Here is an 18,631-nt window from a genome sequence, read left to right as displayed (position 1 = left end):
GCCCGCAGCCCCGAGCCAGGAGCACAGCGGCGCGGATAGGGCGCACCGCGGCATTTTACGCTCCCCGGGCGTCACGCGTTGTCGCTTTCCTGTCGTGGATCGGTATGGCCGACGCGGACCGGGGTTTGAGTTGCACGGTCGTCCCACAGCCCGAAGCGGCCGAGGCCCAGGTGGTAGTCGCGCACGAGCTCGGCCAGCGCACGGCGGAGCTCCGGGCCGACGGCCGCCCGCCAGAGGACGGGGACGCGTTCGCCGTCCGGCTCGACGGCCACCATCAGCACGACCTCGCGCCCCGGGTGGCGACGACAGAGGTCGGCCACCGCCTGCGCGAACCGCTGCGCCGCCTTGTGGTCGCCCTGCTCGCGCACGGTGAAGCGGCAGCGCGGCCGGAGCCCCAGGGCGAGCCCCAGGCGGACGAGGTGGCCGCCCGGACGGGGGAGCCCCTTAAGCAGTGCGGCGACGGCTTCACGGCTCGCACGCAGCTCTGCCACGAGGGTCTCCCCCTCCGGAGTGTCGGGCCAGGTTGCGTGCACCTCCCCCCCTTTGTCGAGTGCGAGACGGATGCCCGCTCGCAGGCAGCGGTCGATGAGCTCCCGCACGTCCCCGGCGGCCGGCGCGCCGCTCACAGGACGCCCTCCCGCAGCCCGGCGGCGACGGCGGCCGCGCGGAGGTGCCAAACATTGCGCTGCGCACCGCCCACCGCCCGGCGCACGGTGGCCGTCTCCCGCTGCTGCTCGATGGAGGCGAGCAGCCCGGCCTGGCGGAGCGCCCGGCTCATCGCGCGGCGCGTCGCGAGCAGGGAGTCACCGGGCGGCGCTGCGCCCTGGGCGACCCGCATGGCGGCGTCGGGGTCGAGGTAGAGGTCGGCGCCGTCGAGCCACCCGATGCAAACGCCTCTGGGGTGCCATCGCCACTCGTCCCCGCGTGACTCCTCCCGCCACCCCCAGGCGTCGGCGTCGTCGGGCGGCGGCGCCTTGCCGTCGCGACTGGCGACGTGGGCCAGCCCGCTCCCCAGCGCGGAGCGGATGAGGTCGAGGAACCGCCGCGCCGGGTCGCTCTCCCGCTGTGCGGCGGCCTGGACGGCGGCGCCCTCGTCGCCGAGGGCCTCGACCGCCCGCGCCATCAGCCCGCCCGCCTCACCGGCGGTGATGGCGCCGGCCTCGACGGCGAACTCGAGGAAGGCGCCCAGGGCAGTCTCCAGGGCCGCCTGCGCCGCTGCCGTCCGGCCGTGCCGCCCCGCCGCAAGCTCAGCCCTGCGCGCCTCCACGCGGGCCCTGGCCGCGGCGCGGCGGGCGTCCAGTTGCGGGGCAAGCCACGCCAGGTAGCTGGCCAGGGCGCCGGCGAAGACGCCGTCTGCGGCCAGCCGCTGGAGCTCGGTCAGCCGGTCGAGGTCGACGTCGTCCGGCTCGACCTCGACCACCCAGGTGCGGGCCCGCAGGCTGTGGCCGGGCGGGATGTCCTCGCCCGTGCTGAGGACCAGGCAGCGCGGCGGGCGGGCGGCCCGCAGGCGGGCGTCCCGGCTGAGCCGCTGGCGCCCGGCGTGGTTGCCGGCGCCGCGCAGCAGCTGCTCCGCCTCACGGTACAGCCGAGCGGCGTCCTGGGCTGAGCCGGACGGCACGAAGTCATCGACCACCAGCACGCAGTCCTTGGCGAGGAAGGCGAGCGTCTCGAGGGCGTTCGCGGTCGACCGCCAGCTGGCCGGCAGGTGTCGGGCGTCCATGCCGGCGCCGTAGAAGCGCTGGACGAGGGCGGCAAGCTCCGTCTTGCGGGCGCCCGTCGGGCCGGCGAGGTGGATTGCGAAGTCCGGTTCGAGGAGCGGCGGCAGGACGGCCGCGGCGAGCAGCGGCACGCTGACGCGGTCGGGCGCTACGTCGAGGAGCGCCAGGGCGCCGCTGATGGCTGCCCGGAGCTCATCGCCTGCCGGCGGCGCCGGCAGGACGAACCGCCCAAGCTCAGCGGGCAGGCGGACCTCCAGCCCGTCGGCCCCGACCGCGCCGCCGGCGTGGAGGAACGCGTGCCGGCCATCGGCCTCCCGCCAGCCGAGGTGGGCGTAGACGTGCCGCCGGGCGATGCCCGCGCGGGATGAGATGGCCTGGATGGCGGCGCGCAGGTGGTCGCGCTTCGACGGCCCGGCCGCCACCTGGGCCTCGGGGCCCAGCTTCGCCACCGGCCAGCGCATCGTCTCGAACTCCTCCGCGCGGACCTCAGCCCGGACCGTGCGGCCGGCGACGGAGGCCTCGAGCTCGAACTCCCGCACCTGCTCGGCGCCGTCGTCAACTGTCACGTCGTCCGTGATGCGGGCGGTGAAGTTTGCCAGCTGCTCGAGGACGTCCTCTCCATCCCGCCCCTGCCGGCGCCGCCAGGTGCCCTGCCCGTCGGCGAAGTACTCCTCGCCCGCGCCGTCGGCTGCCGACAGCTCCGCCACCGCCGGGCGGCCGGGCTCGTAGCGGGCGATAGACGCCGCAATCCGGCGGACCTCGTCGTCCGGGAGCGGCGGGACGCAGCGCGCGGCATTGATGGCGCGCAGCTCCGCCTCGATCCCCGCCTGCGAAAGCCCCCAGCGGCGCAGCTTGCCGGCCACGCTCGCCAGGTAGTCGTTCCGCTGGCCTTCCCGCACCGGCTCGCCCTCCAGCTCGCGGTAGAGCGGCGCTTTCCGTGTGCAGGCGCGCTCGAGGAGCCACGCCGGGGCGGGCGCCGGCGGGAGGTCCTCGGTGCTCGCCTCGACTTCGTAGGACGCCCCGCTGGGATGGACCGAAGGCGGGGCGACCACGTAGCCCCCATCCCCCTTCAGGTCGACGCCGTCGGCCAGCTTCCGCGAGGGGAGCGGCCCGTCGATGGCGAAGTAGTAGTGCCGTCCGCCGCCGCCGGTGAGCACCGTCCAGGTCTCGGGGTAGCCGCCCGCATCCGTCGGGATGCCCCAGCCGCCGTGCTGTGCGAGCAGCCCGTCGAGCGCCTCGTCGCCGCCGTTCCGGGGGTCGATGTCGAGCACGGCGAGCTTCGAGACAGTGCCGGTGGCGATGCCCACGTTCGCCCTGGGCCAGCGGCGCCACCAGGCCTCGATGGTGGCCGGGTCGGTGGTGGCGTCCTTGACGCCGTGCTCGGTCAGCGGCTCCTTGCCGCGCGGCCTGAGCGGGAGCACCGCCCAGCCGCGCCGGGCGTAGGCGAGGGCGGCTTCCAGCAGCGGACTTGCACGGCCAGGGCCCGCCCTGCCAGAGTGTGGGTGGCGGGGCTCATCGGCCATCGGGCGCTCCCTGCTGGAGGAGCTCCTCGAGGGCCGCGGCGGGGACCAGCCGCCGGCGCCCCACCTTGATGCTCCGCAGCTGGCCGGACCGGACAAGCTTGATGGCCAGCGTGCGGCCGATGCCGAGGGCCTGGGCGGCTTCGGCGATGGAGTAGGCAAGCTTCGGCCCCATCACCGACCTCCCAGGCCCGCGGCCTTCATGCGGCGCTCAATCAGCGCCTCGACGTCCTGCCGCAGTACCATCCGGCGCCGCCCCACCTGGAACGAAGGGAGCTCGCCCTGCTTGATGAGCTCGAAGACCTTGTTGCGGCCGCAGCGGAGCATCATGGCCGCCTCCTCTACCGTGAACGTCTCCATACGAGACCTCCAGAGGTTGCTGCTGCCCCTGAGAGTGCACGTGGTAAAGTGCCGCCGTAAGGGGTGTTTTGTGGACAAATCTGGGACACGGCCGCCGGGCGAAGTCATCACTGCTGCTGAGCTATCAGGCACCTCGCTTGAGAAGGAGTTCGGGCTGCCGTATGACTCCCTATGGGTGCTGCCCGAGCGCGTCGAAATCGTGGGCGATCTCGTGCGCTGGTGGTTTCCCGGCGGTCCGAAGCAACGCGTCGGTTCGAAGGGCATGCTCGAGGCGTTCATCCGGCTCGCCGACTCGCGCGGAGTCGAACGCTTCGTGAAGAAATACGGCCCCCTGGGCCTGTGTGCTGGACATGGCTTCCCGAAATGTATGGCCTGCCTCGTCACGAGTCGGGGTCCGCTGGACGGGAACGCTTACTACGAGCGATTGCTGACAGGCGTGCCATTGCTCGACGGGGCTTACAAGGAGGAACGGGTCGACGGATACCTGCTCTTCAGCCGCGTCGCGCGAGCGATGCTCTACATCGGCGTCCAGCTGCGGCAGAACAATCCCGGGAGCGACGCTGACTGGCGCACCCTATGGGAATGGGGGATGTTTGAGCCGCGCCTGTGGGTGGAGATTGAGGGCCTGTGGGCGATAGCGACCTACAACTGGGGGGACCGAAGCGCTCGGGCCGGGCCTCTGCTCCCCATGCAGATGATGGAGGCCTATCTCGGTATTCGCGAGCAAGCATGCTGTACGGAGGCTGTTGTCCTGCTCGATGGCCGCCTGCTGGCAGATTTCCTGAACACTTGGCTTTTGCGAGGCCAAACAACCCCTGTGCTCGACCGGGAATGGGTCACCGGGGGGGTGCTCCCAGACCCCCGAGTGCGTCTGGGCGGCACGGGGTTTGGCCGCATCGGCATGCGATTGCTCGCCACCATCGTAGGCGCGGACCTTGCGGTCTGTGACGGTTGCCTGCAGGTCTACGAGCGCTATGTGAGCGCAGCCCGCACCAACGCTAATTTCTGCCCACGGTGCCACGAGGACGGAACCAAGGAGCGGATTCGCAAGCGAAAGTACCGGTCCGAAAAGCCACCCAAGCGACAAAGGGCATTAGATGTTTGAGATGACCGCCTACGACAGCTGGGCCTGAGGGGCGGACAACCCGCCGCCGTTCCGCCGCGCCTCCAGCGGGCCATGGTCTCTGGCGGTGACGGGTCGGCTGTCGTGACACTCGCGGATGGGGAGCGCAGCGGCGCGGCCGCCATGCGGTCGTGAAGGCACGTCGATAGCCAGCAGGGGGCGCCGGCCGCGAGGGGGGTAGGGCAAAGTCCCTCCGCGCGCCGCCAGGACCGCGCCGGGGGCGGTGATTTTTCGCGCGGTCATGATAAGTTGGGCGCAGGTCTCTCTCAGGCGTCCTCGGCCTGGTCTCCCTCATCCTCGAAGGGCGAGTACAGCATCTCGAGGATGTCGTCCACAGCGCGGGAGCCGTCCTGGATACGGAGTAACTGCCGGCCTCGCGGTGTCAGGCCGAACCGCTCCTCCCACGCTGCCAGTTGGCGGCTGAGCTGCGCCACCCTGGCATACAACGGGTTCAGCCGCGGCCCGCTGGCTGACTTAACCGTCGGCGCCGCGGCACACAGGGAGGACAAGCGCTCGTACTCGTCGATGTCGCGCATCCAGCGGTACAACGGGACGGCATCGGCGACAGGGTCGACCAACTGCCCCGCGGACGACGTCCAGAGGGACGTCCACGCCTCGAGGGCCAGGCGCCGCTCGCCGGTGTCCTCGAGCGGGAAGGGCGGGATGCAGTCGGGGCGGCCACCCTGGATGCGGGGCGCCACACGGGCGCGGCTGCCGCGGGGGTTGCTGAGGAGATGGCGTGGGGTGCGGGGCCGGCCAGCCATGCCGCCATGATATCGCAGCGAAATTCATTTTGTACAAGGGCGCGAATCGGCGCGCGGCCCTCTCACGGCCACCGGTCAGAAAAAACCGAATTCATTGCGGCGAACCGCATCGGCTAATGCACCGCAGCGAAGGTGCGGCCTGGCGGCCCCGGGCGGCTCGTCCCCCGAGTGCCGGGCGCCGGCCGGCGGCAGGGGCCACGCGCCGCAGCCCCGGCGGGAGATGTCGGGAGCGTCGGGATTGCCGCTTCACGCCGGAGCCGAACCCGACTACCCCCGCGGCCTTCTGCGGACTGCCACGGGCCCCCACGGCAGCTCTCTGTCTGGTATGTCAGGTATGTCGGGTTAGATAGAGAGTTATATATACGCCCCCCCTTTGCTGTGACGGGGGGTGGCTGGTACATATTTGGTACATATCTACCAGCGACATTCAACGTCTCCGCGTGGCACTAGGCGGCCTCTTCCAGATTCGGGACGTACCATAACGAACGACCGCGCATCAATTGCCGGGAACACACGGTTCACGGGGTCGGGCTCGGGTATCGGCTTCGTATAGGCCATCGGTCGAGCGAACCTCTCCTTCGAATTCGGGGCACGGCAGAACCCGCGCCCGCAGCAGTGCAGCGCCGAACCTACGGATGCGCCTCCGCCCGGTCAACTGTCCGGACGGCCAGCAAGGAAACCGTCCGCCCGATCCGCTACAGTACGCCCCCGAACACGCTACCCGGAGCTCCAGCACATGCCCCGTCTTCGCCAGGTCCCCCGCGCCGAAGCCTCGCCCGAGGCGCTGAAGGCATACGACCGCCTCTTCGGCGACCGCGACCCTGTCGCCCAGCCCGGCACCGCCACCGGCACCCCCGGCAACTGGTGGACCGTCTTCGCCCTCGTCCCCGATGTCCTCGTCCACGCCCAGGACGGCTTCGCCCTCCTCAACAGCCGCCGCCGCACGCTCACGCCCTACCAGCGCGAACTCGCCCTCGTCCGCACCGGGTTCGCCGCCGGCAGCCAGTTCGTCTTCTCCCAGCACTGCAAGGCCGCACGCGCCGCCGGCGTGCCCGAAGAAAAGCTCGCCGCCATCCCCGCCTGGGGCGTCCGCCCCGTCTTCGACGCCGTCGACCGCGCCATCCTCGCCTACACCGATGAACTCGTCCTCCAGGACGGCCGCGTCCAGGATGCCACCTTCGCCGCCCTCCGCGAGGTCCTCACCGATGAAGCCATCCTCGAGCTGACCTACGCCGTCGCCACCTACCGGATGCACGCCACCATCTGCCGCGCGCTCCGCCTCGAGTACGACGACATCGACGAACGCATCGTCGAGGTCCCGGCCCCCGGCCAGGGCGCCGGCGCCTTCGATGTCATGGGCCAAATCCAGCGCTGAAGGCTACTCGGCCGCCCCGCCTGCCGCGATGTGCGCCTGCCAGTAGTGGTTGCACTTCGCGACCACCGTGATCACGCTCTTCACCTCGTTCTTCAGCCGGAACGACGGGTGCGCCGGCACCAGCAGCCGCTCCTCGTCGCACCTGGCATCGACGTTCTCCAGGATGATCGATGCCGCCATCCAGGCCGCCATCTTCTTCGAATGGCAGGTCACCGCCAGCCAGCCCGGCTCCGCCGCCGGCTCCGAATACAGCCCCGTCGTCTCATAGATCCCCCGCCGGATCTCCGCGATCGCGTCGATTTCGGGGTTCGCCGGCACCTCGAGCGGGTTCTCGACCGCGTGCAGCGCATCCTCCTCGCCCCGGTGCGGCGGCCCGCCGTAGAGCGCGAGCTCGCAGAACCCCTGCCACATCGCGCCCCAGTCCGGCCGTCCATCCTCCCGGTACACGAACGGCGCCGAGCTCATGCTCGCAGCCTTCGAGGTCGGCGGCGCAACGAACCGGATCTCCCACCCGCCGTCGTCCTCGGAAAGCCGGTCCAGCGTCGACTCGAGCGTCCGCGACCCGCTCGCCGCCAGCGCCACCGGCGCCCCGGTGAACCCCGAAAACGACCGGCACAGCTCCTCAACGTCGATCAGCAGCTCCGCCGGGAATCCCTCGTGCACCAGCACGGCCAGCGTCGGCCGCCCTTCGGTGCTCCCCGCTCCATGCTCCGCAATCGATACCGAACCTTCCTGCTCCATGGCCAGTATTCTGCAAGAGGTAGCAGGTGCAGTAAACTGCAGCTACCACGCGCGGAGGCTCCCATGCCCCTCTACGACTACCACTGCGAACGCTGCGGCCTCGACTTCGAAGTCTCCCGCAGCATCAAGGACTCCGACATCCCCGCCGACTGCCCAATGTGCAACATCCCGGCGAAGCGCGTCTTTACCGCGCCGATGATGACCTTCACCCGCGGTGCCGCCCGCGAATCCCTCGGCAACCCGGCTCCCGCCTCCGGCGGAGCCCGCTGGTCCCACCACGGCCACAGCCACGGCCCCGGCACCCGCCCCCACTCCCACTGAACCTCCCCCGGCGCGGTAGACTCCGCCCGTGGACCCCGACCTCCGCCGCCGCCTCGAAGCCGTCGTCGGGGCAGCCCACGTCCTCGACGACCCCGATACCCGCGCCTCCTACGAAACCGACTGGACCCGCCGTTTCTCCGGCCCGGCCGCCTGTGTCGTCCGGCCAGCCTCTGCTGCGGAGGTCGCCGGCGTCCTCCAAATCTGCCGGGCCGCCGGCATCGCCGTCGTACCGCAGGGCGGCAATACCGGACTCGTCGGTGGCAGCGTCCCGCGAGCCGGCGAAGCCGTCCTCAGCCTCCGCCGCCTCGACGCCATCGAGGACTTCGACGAAGTCGCCGGCGAAGTTACCGTCGGCGCCGGTGTCACCCTCGAACGCCTCCAGGAGCACGTCCGCGCGGCCGGCTGGGACGTCGGCGTCGACCTCGCCTCCCGCGCCAGCGCCACCATCGGCGGCATGGTTGCCACCAACGCCGGCGGCGTCCGCGTCATCCGCTTCGGCCCCATGCGCCACCAGCTCATCGGCATCGAAGCTGTCCTGGCTGACGGCGCCATCCTCCGCCGCCTGCCCGGCCTGCTGAAGGACAACACCGGCTACGACCTCCCCGGCCTCCTCGCCGGCAGCGAAGGCACCCTCGCCGTCATTACCCGCGTCCGCCTCCGGCTCGTTCCCCTCCGCCCCGCCCGCGCCGTGGCCCTCCTCGGCCTGCCGTCCCTCGACGCCGCCCTCCAGGTCGTCCGGGCCGTCCGACGCGCAGCCCCGGGCCTCGAAGCCGCCGAAGTCTTCTTCCCCGAGGGCCTCGACCTCGTTCTCCGGCACACGCACCTCGCCCCGCCCTTCCCGCGGCCCTACCCCTGCTACCTCCTGCTCGAATGCGCCGGACCCGCCGACCCCGCCCCCGCGCTCGCCGCCGCGCTCGAACCCGTCGCCGACCCCGCCGCAACCCTCCTCGCCACCGACCGCGCCGACCGCGACCGCCTCTGGGCCTGCCGCGAACGCCACACCGAGGCCATCTCCGCCGAAGGTATTCCCCACAAGCTCGACGTCACCCTCCCCGCCGACCGCCTCGCTGCCTTCGAACCTGCCGTCCGCGCTCGCCTCGCCGCCGTCCGCCCCGCTGCGCGGCCCATCCTTTTCGGCCACGCCGGCGACGGCAACCTCCACGTCAACATCCTCGGCCTCGACCCCGACGACGACGCCGCCGATGGCGCCGTCCTCGAACTCGTCGCCTCCTTCGGCGGCTCCATCAGCGCAGAACACGGCATCGGCATCGCCAAAAAGCCCTGGCTCAGCCTCACCCGCTCCCCTGCCGATATCTCTGCCATGCGGGCCATCAAACGGGCGCTCGACCCGGCCGGCATCCTCAACCCGGGCGTTATCTTCGACCTGGAGCCGCCGGCCCCTGGCGTCGCAGAACCTCCCGGGCGCGTCTGATACGGGAGCTCATCGTGGCCTACCGAATGTTCGACCACGGCCGATTCGTCGAGTTCCGCCTCCTCGGCATCGTACGCGGCGTCGATCTGCCCGGCGACGACTGGTACCGCCGCATCGTCCAGTCCGGGCGCCTCCTGCTCGACGCCACCGACGTGCAAGACATCACGACCGATGTCCTCTGGCTCGCCGGCTTCGCCCGTTCCGTCCAGTCCCTGGGTCCCTTCCGGACTGCCGTCGTCGCACCATCGCCCCTGGTCTTCGGCACGTTTCGCCAGGCGCTCGCCTACCGCGGCGAACTCCCCCATCCCGCCCCGGTCGAGTTCTTCACCGCGCGCGAGCCCGCTATCGACTGGCTGCTGGCGTAACTGCCCTCGGAAACTGGCTACACACCCCGCCTCATCAGCAGAGCGGCGCGTTCCCTGGCTTCCCGCATCGCCTCATCAAGGTCCGGTACCGTGCGTTCCTCGCGCGGTTCGGTAAACACGAACACCACCGACGCCACCCGCCGCCCCGTCGCCTCCTCCGCGGCCGCCGCATACGCCCCGCCCTGCAGCCGGTAGATCGGCATCACCCGGTCGATCTCCTCCGCGCTCCGCAGCCCGTCGGTCTTGTAGTCGACGATCACCAGCCCGTCCGGACTTTCGTACAGGAGGTCGATGAACCCCTCCACCACCGTCCCGTCGAGCTCTGCGCCGACGTACACCTCGCGCCAGTACCGTCCGCTGGCAACCGCCGCCTGCACCGCCTGCGACGCGAGGGCACTCCGCGCCAGCCGCGCCACCTCCTCCCGCCGGTCGCCGATCCCCTCGGCCTCCGCCTGTGCCCGCGCGGCCTCCTCCAGCCCGTTCCCCGTGGCAAGGTCGATGCCCTGCAGCACCGCATGGACCGCCCGGCCGAGCGAGGTGCCGGCCCGGCCCTTCCGCCACGGCTCCTCGGGTCCCGCCAGCTCGTCGGCCGGCTCCTCCGGGACATCCGCCAGCCCCTCGTGCGCGATGGTGCTCGCCGCCGCCACCGGCGCCCGCCCCGCCTTCGCCGCCAGCGCCGCCCGGGCTGCCATCCATGCGGCCCGCTCCGGCACCGGCGGGGCGCCCGACGAAACACCATCTGCCGTCGGCGCTGCCGGCAGGGTGCCGGTGCTGGCTTCGAACCGCTCCCACGTCTCCGGCGGCGCCCCCTCGAGCGCGCGCTCCACCCGCGCCGCCAGGGATTTTTCCGTGCCCTTTTTCGCCCGATACAGCGATACGGTGAGCGCGTGCTCCGCCCGCGTTGCTGCCACGTAGAACAGCCGCGCCTCCTCCGCTGCCTCCTGCGCGTCCTCTTCGGCCTCGACCGCTGCAAACCCTGCTGTCGCGAACGCCCCATTCCCGCTCCCGCACCGCACCTCCGGCGGCAGCCCGCTCCCTTCCGGCGGCCACCAGACCCGCGCATCGTCGTTGCTCCTGCCTTCAGTCCCGAGCCCCATCACGAACACCACCGGGAACTCCAGTCCCTTCGCCGCGTGGATGGTCATCGCCCGCACGGCATCGTCGTCCGGCTCGGGTGCGATCGCCTCGTTCACGCGCACGCCCTCCTCCCGCTGCTGGTCGAGCCACGCGATAAACTGCCGCAGCGTCGCCACCGAGCCGCGCACCGTTAATGCCCGCGCCTGCTCCGCGATAATCCGGTACCGGCGCCATGCCTCCCGCGGGCGCAGGTCGCCGAGCGCCGCCAGGAGCAGGTGGCACTCCCCCAGCAGCCGCTCGATCAGCCCCGCCGGCGTCATCGTCCACCGCTCCCGGTGCCACGCCGCCAGCCGCTCGAGCGCCCTCCGCACGCGCTCCGGGCTGCCGTCCGGGACCGCTGCCTCGTAGCTCCATCTCCCGCCGGCCGCGGCGTGCTCCGCGAGCTCCGCATCCGTGCAGGCGAACAGCGGCGACCGCAGCGCCGCTACCAGCGCCACCTGGTCCGTCGGGTCGTCGATCGCCGTCAGCACATTCGCCAGGTCGCGTACCTCCTCCGCCGCGTACATCAGCGACTGGCTCTCGATCCGGAACGGGATGCCCCGGTCCGCCAGCGCCCGCTCCAGCGCCGGCAGCCCCGTCCGCCGCGGCAGCAGGATGCAGATGTCCTCGAACCGCGTCCCGCCCTCTCCCCCGGCCCAGTTCTCGGCCCGCGCCCGCAGCACGCCCAGCGCCACCTCGGCAGCCTCCCGCTCGCGGACCTCCCCGGCGCCCGCGCCCTCGACGGGCCCGCCCAGGACCCGTACCGGCTCGCCTTCCGGCGCATCGGGCCGCGCCTCCAGCGGCGTCCAGGGCGCCTGCACATTGCCGCCGTCGTCGAACAGCCGCCCGCACACCCCGTTCACCCACGCGACAATCCGCCGCGCCGAGCGGAAGTTCGTCGTCAGCTGTACCGCATCAGAACCGAACGCGCCCATCGCGGCCCGGTAGATGCGGATGTCTGCCCGCCGGAACCGGTAAATGGATTGCTTCGGGTCGCCCACGAAGAAGAGCCGGCCCTGCGCCACCGTCGTCTCCTGCCACGCCACGACGGTGCGCGGCTCGCCCGCGATGAGCGCCGCCAGCTCCACCTGGAGCGGGTCGGTGTCCTGGAACTCGTCGATCAGAAGATGCGGGAATCGCTCGTGCACCGCCCGCCGAGCTGCAGGGTCGGTCCGCAGCAGGTCGACCGCCAGCACGAGCAGGTCATGGAACGTGAGCCGGCCGCTCCGCCGGCGGTCCCCGGCGTACCTCAGTGCGAACGTCTGCACCGCCGGCAGCAGGTTCCCCAGCGTCCACGCGCGCACCTCCTCCAGCCATGCCTCGAAGCCCTCTTTCACCGGCTGGAACGTCCCCCGCTTCCCCTTGTTCAGTTTCACGGGTGGCATCCTCGCCGCCAGCGTGAGCAGCTCGACCAGCCGCTGGACTCGCTCCTCAGCGGTCTCGGCGCGCTCAAACGCCCGGTTCGCCGCCTCCAGTCGGTCTGCCGTCCTGCAGAGTTCCGCGAAATATTCCGGAAACGTGCGTGTTTGCCCCTCTGGGTCCACCTCATCCAGCAGCGCACGCAGCGGCGGCTCCCAGTCCGGCTCCCCGGGACGCTCGAACGTCACCCCACGCAGCCGGTCCCAGTCCGCCGCGAACTTCCGCGCCAGCCCCCGCAGGTGCCGCGGCTGCAGCCCGAGCGCATAGCCGACCGTCACCGCCTGCGCCGTCGTATCCCCCTGCTCAATCTCATCGAGGAACCGGCGCACCTGCTCCCGCGTCTCCAGCTCCTCCTCGGTTTCGTCGAGCACGTCGAACTCCGGCGGCAGCCCCGCCTGGACCGGGTGCGCCGCCAGCAGCTTCCGCGCAAATGCATGGATCGTCTGGAACGCCGCGCCGTCGATCCCCGCCGCCGCTTCACGGCAGCGCGCTCGCGCCTCCTCCGTCAGCCCCGCGTACTCGCCGTCCCCTGCCGCCGCCCGCTCCAGCTGCTGGCGCACCCGGTCCGTCAGTTCGGCGGCGGCTTTCTCGGTGAACGTAATTGCGGCTATCTGGTCGATCCGGGCGCCGTCGGCAACGAGCGCGACAATCCGCCCAACCAGCGCCGTCGTCTTCCCCGTGCCGGCGCCCGCCTCCACGAACATCGTCCTCCGCGTCTCGCGGAGAATACGCTCCCGCGCGTCCCGGTCCGCCAGCATCATGCCTCGCCCTCCTCTGCAGCCGGCTCGCCCTCCCGGAGCACGACAGCGACGAACTGCTTCAGCCGCGGGTCCTGCTTCCATCGCTCCCACAGCCGCTCGCGGTCGCTCCCCGGGCACACCCGGTCGAACGGGCAGAAGCGGCAGTTGTGCCACCGGTCGAATTTGGGCGGGCCAGCAATCGCCGGGTACAGCCCCTGCTCCCGCAGCGCCATGGCCTCACCGACTACCCGCCGGAACTGCTCCTCCGTCGAACTGTCGAGCGTCACCTCGCGCCGCTCGAACTCCCCCTCCTCCGAGATGAACCAGTAGAGCGCCCGCGGCGGCGTGCCGCCCCCCTGCCCTGCCGCCAGCGCGTAAATCGGCAGCTGCAGCAGCCACCCGCCATCCTGCTTCGCGAGCTGGCTGCCCTTCGCCGCCCTGAAACTGTCCGCGCTGCCCGTCTTGTAGTCGATGACCACCAGCCCGCCATCCTGCCTGACATCGACCCGGTCGGCCTTCCCCCGGAACGCAATCCGCCGCCCCGGGCCAACCTCATACTCGACCGTCCGTTCGCTCCCGCCCCCGAACGCCAGCTCCGCATCCCGGATCGCTGTGCCCTCTTGCGCCCGCCACCTCCAGTCCTCGTCGAGAAACCGCGCGAGGTCCTGCCGGATTCGCTCCTTGGTCGCCGACCAGCTCGCCGGCCGCCCGGTCACCCCCCGCCGCTCGTACTCCGCGAAAGCCCGGTCCGCCAGCTCGAGCAGCAGCCTCCGCTCACCCTCGGTCCACTCCCCGGCAATGACCTCAGCATGCCGCTGCTGTTTCACCTCCAGCACAAACCGCTCCAGCACCTCGTGCACCAGGCTGCCCCGGGTTGCCGGCTCAATCGTATCCAGCTCTTCCGGCCGCTCCGCCTCCCGCACCCGCAGCTCGTGGCCGAGGAAAAACCGGAACGGGCAGCTCGTCAGCGCCTCCAGCGCGCTCGCCGAGAACTCGATACCTGGCTCCAGCCTCCGCCCGATCGCCGCCCCCGTCCACGGCCCAATCCCCGGCGACCCGCCGGCGGCCGACATCCGCGAACGCTCCGCCCGCGCCGTGATGCCGTCCTGCACCCCCAGCTCGACCAGCAGCCGATGCCGCCACGGCTCCGCCGTCGCCCGCGACACTTCCGCGAGGTCCCGCTCGTGAACGTCCGCAAACCCGTCGCCCGCCTTTATCCACGCCGCGAACGAGTCCACAACCGTCAGCCAGCCCGGCCGCGCCGCTGGCTCCCGCCCCCATCGCTCCAGGTCGCGCCCGTAGACCGGCCCGCCGTTGAGCACGCCCGCCGCCTCGAGGAACCACCGCGACGGCTGCGCCGGCCGCTGGTCCCGCAGCGAGACCCGTGGTGCCGTCACCACGCACGTCCCCGCGCTCGCCGCGACCGCCAGGTAGGCCCGCCGGGCCTCCACCAGCCGCTCCGCCGCCGAGGGCACCGCGCCGTCCAGCTCCCGCCGCAGCCGCTCCGGCAGCAGCGGGTCGTCTGATGGCTGCGGCGGGAAGACCCGCTCCGCCATTCCCAGCACGAACACGTGGTCGAAGCCCATGCCGGCCGCCTCCGCCACCGTCCCGGTGAAGACGCCTTCCCCCAGCTTCCCGTGCCGCCCCGCCGGGACGTCCAGCGCCTCCCGCAGTGTCGCCTCGAACACCGCCAGCCCCACCGGGCTCGCCCCGTCCGCAGTCGCGCCGCCCAGCCCCTCGAGCACCCGGACCACCTCGTCGTAGGCCGCCAGCTCCGCCTCGGCCAGTCCACCGCCGGCGCCCGCGTTGAAGCGCGCCAGCCACGACCGCGGCAGCCACTCCGCGAGCGCTGCAGCCGCTGTGCGTGCCCACGCCGCCACCGTCAGCGCCCGCCGGCCGTCGAATCGGTCCGCCGCATCGGCCACGAACATCGCCATTCGCTTCGCCTCAGCCGCTCCCGCATCCCGCCACGCCTCCAGTCCGGGCGAATCCGCAGCCCGTGCCGCCCGTCCGGCCCGGACCACCGCTTCCGCTCGCTGCCACTGGCCGAGCCCCCGGACGACACCGGCTTCGCGCGAGAGGGTGTCCCACGCGTGCCCCGGCACCTCCTCGCCCTGCACCACCAGCGGCGCCGAAGTCAGCCAGTCTGCGACCGCATCCCGCCGCCACTCGCTCCGTGCCGCCCGCAGCGCCCCGAGCACTGCCCGCCCTGCCAGCGACTCCCCGAGCGTGCGCAGCCCCGGGCCGTTGTGCGGCGTGCCGCTCGCCTCCAGCCGGTCGTGCACGAGGCTCGCATACTGCTCCGCATTCCCATACAGAATCGCCATCCTGTGCAGCGGTATCCCGGCCTCGGCCAGCCGCCATACCTCGCGCGTCGCAAACCGGACCTCCTCCTCGGGGTCAGGCAGGCTCGCGAGCCGCCCCGGCAGCCGCGGCGCTGGCGGCCCTCCCGGCGGGTCGGCCCCGAGCAGCCGGCACCACGCCGCTGACCGGCTGTCGACCTCGCGGTCGCCCGTCAGCCCAAGGATGACCGTCGCGCCGGCCGCCCGCGCGAGCTCCGCCGCTGCCCGCGTCATCCGGTCCGGCAGGTAGAAGATCACTGTCCCGGCCTCCCGGACCGCCGGGTCGCCCTCCCGGAACGCCGCCGCAGCCTCCACCACCAGGTCGTGGTCGTCGTACAGGTCCCGGGTCGCCCGCCGCGCCGCGAGCACCACCCGGACCGCCTCCGCGACCAGCGGCTCCGGGTGCGCCTCCAGCCGCTCAATCACCTCTGCAGGTGCGCCTTTCAGGTCCGAAGCCAGCGCGGCCAGCCGCCGGAGCGTCGCCGGGTGGTCCGCCAGCTCCCCGAGCCGGCCCCCGGACGCCGCCGCCGCGACGCGGAGGTGCTCCAGCCAGAGCCAGCGCGTCCGCGGCCGCATCCCCCGCGCCTGCAGCCGCGGCGCCGCCGCCAGCTCCGCCAGCCGTTCCACGACGAGGAACCGCACATTGGCCACCGGCCGCTCACGCACCAGCCAGCGCCGCACGTCCAGCGCAACCAGGTTCGAGGGCACCACCACAGTCACCGGCGCAAGCGGGTCGCTGCCCCGCCCCTCAGCGATGACCCGCGCGAGCACGACGCGCGCCTTGCCGTACTCCGTCCCGATGACCCGCACCGCTGACATCGCGCCCTCCAGCCTGGCTACCCGGCCATGCTACCGCTCCCGCGCGACAAACCCTGTCGCATTCCGCCTGCTTAGCCCCCCAGCATCCGCAGGGCGTACTCCATATTCGACTGCATCGAAGGGGCGATCTCCTCCCAGTGCGGGTCGTGCCGCTTGCCGCGGCGGTGCAGCATCAGGTTGAACCCCGTGATGATGCCGAACTTGTACGCCGCCAGCGCCTTGAACCAGCGGATATCGCCCGGCCGTCCGCCCATCGCTTCCCAGTACCACGCTTCCAGTTCGTCGGCGTGCGGCATCCTGCTCCCCCGGTCGTGCGCCCACGCCGCCGGGTCGCTGAACACGCACACCCAGCCGAGGTCGTTCAGCGTCGGGCCCACCCCGCACAGCTCCCAGTCGATGACCGCCAGCAGCTCCCCCTCCGGCGAATACAGCAGATTCGACCACTGGAAATCGCCGTGGTACAGCCCGATCGGCGCATCGTGCGGGATGTTCCGCAGCAGCAGCTCCTTCACCCGCGGCTGCAGCGCCAAGAGCTCCGGCTCGGCCGCCCGCTCGTAAAACCGGTCCCAGCGCGTCACGTCGAACTCGTATCCCCAGAACTCCCCGAGGTAGCCGAGCCGCTCGCGCGGAACCCGGTGAATCCCCGCCAGCGCCGTCATCGCCTGCCGTGCCATCTCCCGCAGCTGCGCATCGCTGAACCGCTCCGGGTAGTCGTCCTTCAGCGTGTCGCCGGGAAGCCGCGGCTGCACGAAGTACGGCAGCCCGAACCAGTCCGGCTCGGTCCCCGCCCAGAGGATGGGCGCATGCGGCACGCCCGTCCCCTCCAGCGCCCGCACCGCCGTCACCTGCCGCATCAGGTCGGCTGTCCCCTCCAGCTTCACCCCCGGCGGCGGCAGCCGGAGGAAGTACTCCCGCCGCTCCCCGCTCGAGAGCACAGCGTCGAAAAAATACGAGAAGCCCGCGTGCCCGGGGCCGCGCTGCACGTTCTCGACCCGCGCGCCCGGGTCCCCCAGCTTCTCACGCACGAACGGCACCAGCCGCGCCTGCAGTTCATCGAGCTCCATCGTCCCTGTCCCCAGCCTGGATTCGGTCGCCGGCTGCCGGCGTCCGAAGCATGGCGATTTCCCGTCCGCGGCGCAACGAAACGCCGAGGACCCCGCCCGGGCCCCCGGCGCGCGCTGACCGGTCCTCCGGCCTACTGGAGGCCGAAATCCCAGCCGTTGCCGGCCTTGAAGCTCTGCAGGATCCGACGCGAGACCACCATCCGGTGCACCTCATCCGGACCGTCGTAAATCCGCGCCGCCCGGGCGTTCCGGTACATCGACTCGAGCGGCGTGTCACCCGAGACGCCCAGCGCCCCGTGCACCTGGATCGCCCGGTCAATCACGTTGTGCAGCACCTGCGCCCCGAAGAACTTGATCGCCGAGATCTCCACCCGGGCCTCGTCGCCCTGGTCGATCTTCTTCGCCGCCGAGAGCGTCAGCGCCCGCGCCGCCTGGATCTCCACATAGCTGTCCGCGATCCAGTTCTGCACGGTCTGCTTCTCCGAAAGCGTCGAGCCGAACACCTCGCGCTTCAGCGAGTACTCGCACATCAGCTCGAACGCCCGCTGCATCTGGCCCAGCCACCGCATGCAGTGGTGAATCCGCCCCGGCCCGAGCCGCTTCTGCGCAATCCGGAAGCCGCTCCCCGGCTCGCCCAGCGTGTTCGTGATCGGCACCCGCACGTTCGTGTACCGGATTTCACAGTGCGAGCCCTCCGTCTCCCCCATGACCGGCACCGGCCGCACGATCTCGAACCCCGGCGTGTCCGTCGGCACCACAATCTGCGTGAACCGTCGGTGCGGCGGCTGGTCCAGCTCCGTCGCGCACATCACGATCGCGAACGTCGCGCCCTCCGCCTGGCTCGTGAACCACTTGTGGCCGTTGATCACCCACTCGTCGCCGTCGCGCACCGCCGTCGTCCGCAGCCCCGTCGGGTCCGCCCCCGAAACCTCCGGCTCCGTCATCGAGTAGCACGACCAGATCTCGCCGGCCACGAGCGGCTTCAGGTACTTCTCCTGCAGCTCCTTCGAACCGAACTGCCAGAGAATCTCCGCATTCCCCGAATCCGGCGCCTGCGAACCGAATGCAATCGGCGCATACGGGCTCCGCCCGAGGATCTCGTTCATGTACACGTACGGCATAAAGCCGATCCCCATGCCGCCTGCAGCCGCCGGCAGGTGGGGCGCCCACATGCCGAGCGATTTCGTCATCGCCTGCAGCTCCTTCATCTTCTCCCGGCCGGCCGCCGATTGCCGCGGATGGTTCGCATGGAAGAACGGCTCGTTCGGGTAGATATGCTCCGCCATGAAGGCCTTCACCTTCTCACGGAGCTCCATAATCTCGGCGTCGGTCAAAACCCGGTCGCCTGCGTGCGGGTGCTCGGCTGTCGTCATCTCAAACCCATCCTCAGGTCGCGATATTGCTCCCGAACT

General features: G+C 71.6%; 15 protein-coding genes. 5 read left to right on the top strand and 10 right to left on the bottom strand.

Going from position 1 to position 18,631, the window contains the following annotated elements; genetic code table 11:
• Positions 1-71 precede the first annotated feature (71 nt).
• Genes A9A59_RS12780 through A9A59_RS14175 form a run of 4 tightly spaced genes read right to left on the bottom strand, consistent with a single transcriptional unit; the run spans position 72 to position 3,598 of the window.
• Positions 72-626, bottom strand: coding sequence for a hypothetical protein (locus tag A9A59_RS12780; RefSeq protein ID WP_098504633.1), 555 nt, complete (start codon positions 624-626; stop codon positions 72-74).
• The gene (locus A9A59_RS12775; protein ID WP_098504632.1) at positions 623-3,241 is read right to left on the bottom strand and encodes a bifunctional DNA primase/polymerase; all 2,619 of its coding nucleotides are present in this window, start codon (positions 3,239-3,241) and stop codon (positions 623-625) included. Before A9A59_RS12775 ends, A9A59_RS12780 begins: the two co-directional genes overlap by 4 nt.
• Positions 3,231-3,413 carry a helix-turn-helix domain-containing protein gene (locus A9A59_RS12770; protein ID WP_098504631.1) on the bottom strand — a complete coding sequence of 61 codons (183 nt, stop codon included), beginning with the start codon at positions 3,411-3,413 and terminating at the stop codon, positions 3,231-3,233. The genes A9A59_RS12775 and A9A59_RS12770 overlap by 11 nt, the downstream gene beginning before the upstream one ends.
• Positions 3,413-3,598 carry a helix-turn-helix domain-containing protein gene (locus A9A59_RS14175; RefSeq protein WP_165772733.1) on the bottom strand — a complete coding sequence of 62 codons (186 nt, stop codon included), beginning with the start codon at positions 3,596-3,598 and terminating at the stop codon, positions 3,413-3,415. Before A9A59_RS14175 ends, A9A59_RS12770 begins: the two co-directional genes overlap by 1 nt.
• 70 nt (positions 3,599-3,668) lie before the next feature.
• Between A9A59_RS14175 and A9A59_RS12760 the strand changes: the two genes are divergently transcribed.
• Positions 3,669-4,703: a hypothetical protein gene (locus tag A9A59_RS12760; RefSeq protein ID WP_165772732.1), complete on the top strand. Its 1,035-nt coding sequence runs from the start codon at positions 3,669-3,671 to the stop codon at positions 4,701-4,703.
• Between the two features lie 284 nt (positions 4,704-4,987).
• Here A9A59_RS12760 and A9A59_RS12755 read toward each other — a convergent pair whose 3' ends face one another.
• Positions 4,988-5,485, bottom strand: coding sequence for a hypothetical protein (locus A9A59_RS12755; RefSeq protein ID WP_098504628.1), 498 nt, complete (start codon positions 5,483-5,485; stop codon positions 4,988-4,990).
• 736 nt (positions 5,486-6,221) lie between these two features.
• Here A9A59_RS12755 and A9A59_RS12750 point away from each other — a divergent pair.
• Positions 6,222-6,860, top strand: coding sequence for a carboxymuconolactone decarboxylase family protein (locus tag A9A59_RS12750; RefSeq protein ID WP_098504627.1), 639 nt, complete (start codon positions 6,222-6,224; stop codon positions 6,858-6,860).
• 3 nt (positions 6,861-6,863) lie between these two features.
• Here the strand turns inward: A9A59_RS12750 and A9A59_RS12745 are convergent, their stop codons facing one another.
• Positions 6,864-7,601 carry a hypothetical protein gene (locus tag A9A59_RS12745; protein ID WP_098504626.1) on the bottom strand — a complete coding sequence of 246 codons (738 nt, stop codon included), beginning with the start codon at positions 7,599-7,601 and terminating at the stop codon, positions 6,864-6,866.
• A 63-nt stretch (positions 7,602-7,664) separates the two neighbouring features.
• Here A9A59_RS12745 and A9A59_RS12740 point away from each other — a divergent pair, with 63 nt between their 5' ends.
• Genes A9A59_RS12740 through A9A59_RS12730 form a run of 3 tightly spaced genes read left to right on the top strand, consistent with a single transcriptional unit; the run spans position 7,665 to position 9,719 of the window.
• Positions 7,665-7,922 (top strand): FmdB family zinc ribbon protein, encoded by a 258-nt coding sequence (locus A9A59_RS12740; protein WP_098504625.1) that lies wholly within the window; start codon positions 7,665-7,667, stop codon positions 7,920-7,922.
• A 28-nt stretch (positions 7,923-7,950) separates the two neighbouring features.
• Positions 7,951-9,354 (top strand): FAD-binding oxidoreductase, encoded by a 1,404-nt coding sequence (locus A9A59_RS12735; protein WP_098504624.1) that lies wholly within the window; start codon positions 7,951-7,953, stop codon positions 9,352-9,354.
• A 14-nt stretch (positions 9,355-9,368) separates the two neighbouring features.
• Positions 9,369-9,719, top strand: a complete 351-nt coding sequence (locus A9A59_RS12730; RefSeq protein WP_133117624.1) for a hypothetical protein — start codon at positions 9,369-9,371, stop codon at positions 9,717-9,719.
• A gap of 17 nt (positions 9,720-9,736) precedes the next feature.
• Here the strand turns inward: A9A59_RS12730 and A9A59_RS12725 are convergent, their stop codons facing one another.
• The 4 genes from A9A59_RS12725 to A9A59_RS12705 all read right to left on the bottom strand — a co-directional run bounded on the left by A9A59_RS12725 (position 9,737) and on the right by A9A59_RS12705 (position 18,592).
• The gene (locus A9A59_RS12725; protein WP_165772731.1) at positions 9,737-13,015 is read right to left on the bottom strand and encodes a UvrD-helicase domain-containing protein; all 3,279 of its coding nucleotides are present in this window, start codon (positions 13,013-13,015) and stop codon (positions 9,737-9,739) included.
• A complete protein-coding gene (locus tag A9A59_RS12720) occupies positions 13,012-16,155 on the bottom strand; it encodes a PD-(D/E)XK nuclease family protein (protein ID WP_133117623.1) in 3,144 nt (1,047 codons plus the stop codon). The genes A9A59_RS12725 and A9A59_RS12720 overlap by 4 nt, the downstream gene beginning before the upstream one ends.
• A 71-nt stretch (positions 16,156-16,226) precedes the next feature.
• On the bottom strand, positions 16,227-17,219 hold the full coding sequence (locus A9A59_RS12710) for a phosphotransferase family protein (protein ID WP_098504620.1): 993 nt from the start codon (positions 17,217-17,219) through the stop codon (positions 16,227-16,229).
• A 131-nt stretch (positions 17,220-17,350) separates the two neighbouring features.
• Positions 17,351-18,592, bottom strand: a complete 1,242-nt coding sequence (locus tag A9A59_RS12705; RefSeq protein WP_278286910.1) for an acyl-CoA dehydrogenase family protein — start codon at positions 18,590-18,592, stop codon at positions 17,351-17,353.
• Between the last annotated feature and the right edge of the window lie 39 nt (positions 18,593-18,631).

It is taken from the genome of Tepidiforma thermophila, assembly GCF_002563855.1.
GTDB classification, from domain to species: Bacteria; Chloroflexota; Dehalococcoidia; order Tepidiformales; family Tepidiformaceae; genus Tepidiforma; species Tepidiforma thermophila.
The sequence above is the reverse complement of the archived record's forward strand: the minus strand, read 5'-3'. Positions and strand labels throughout refer to the sequence as shown.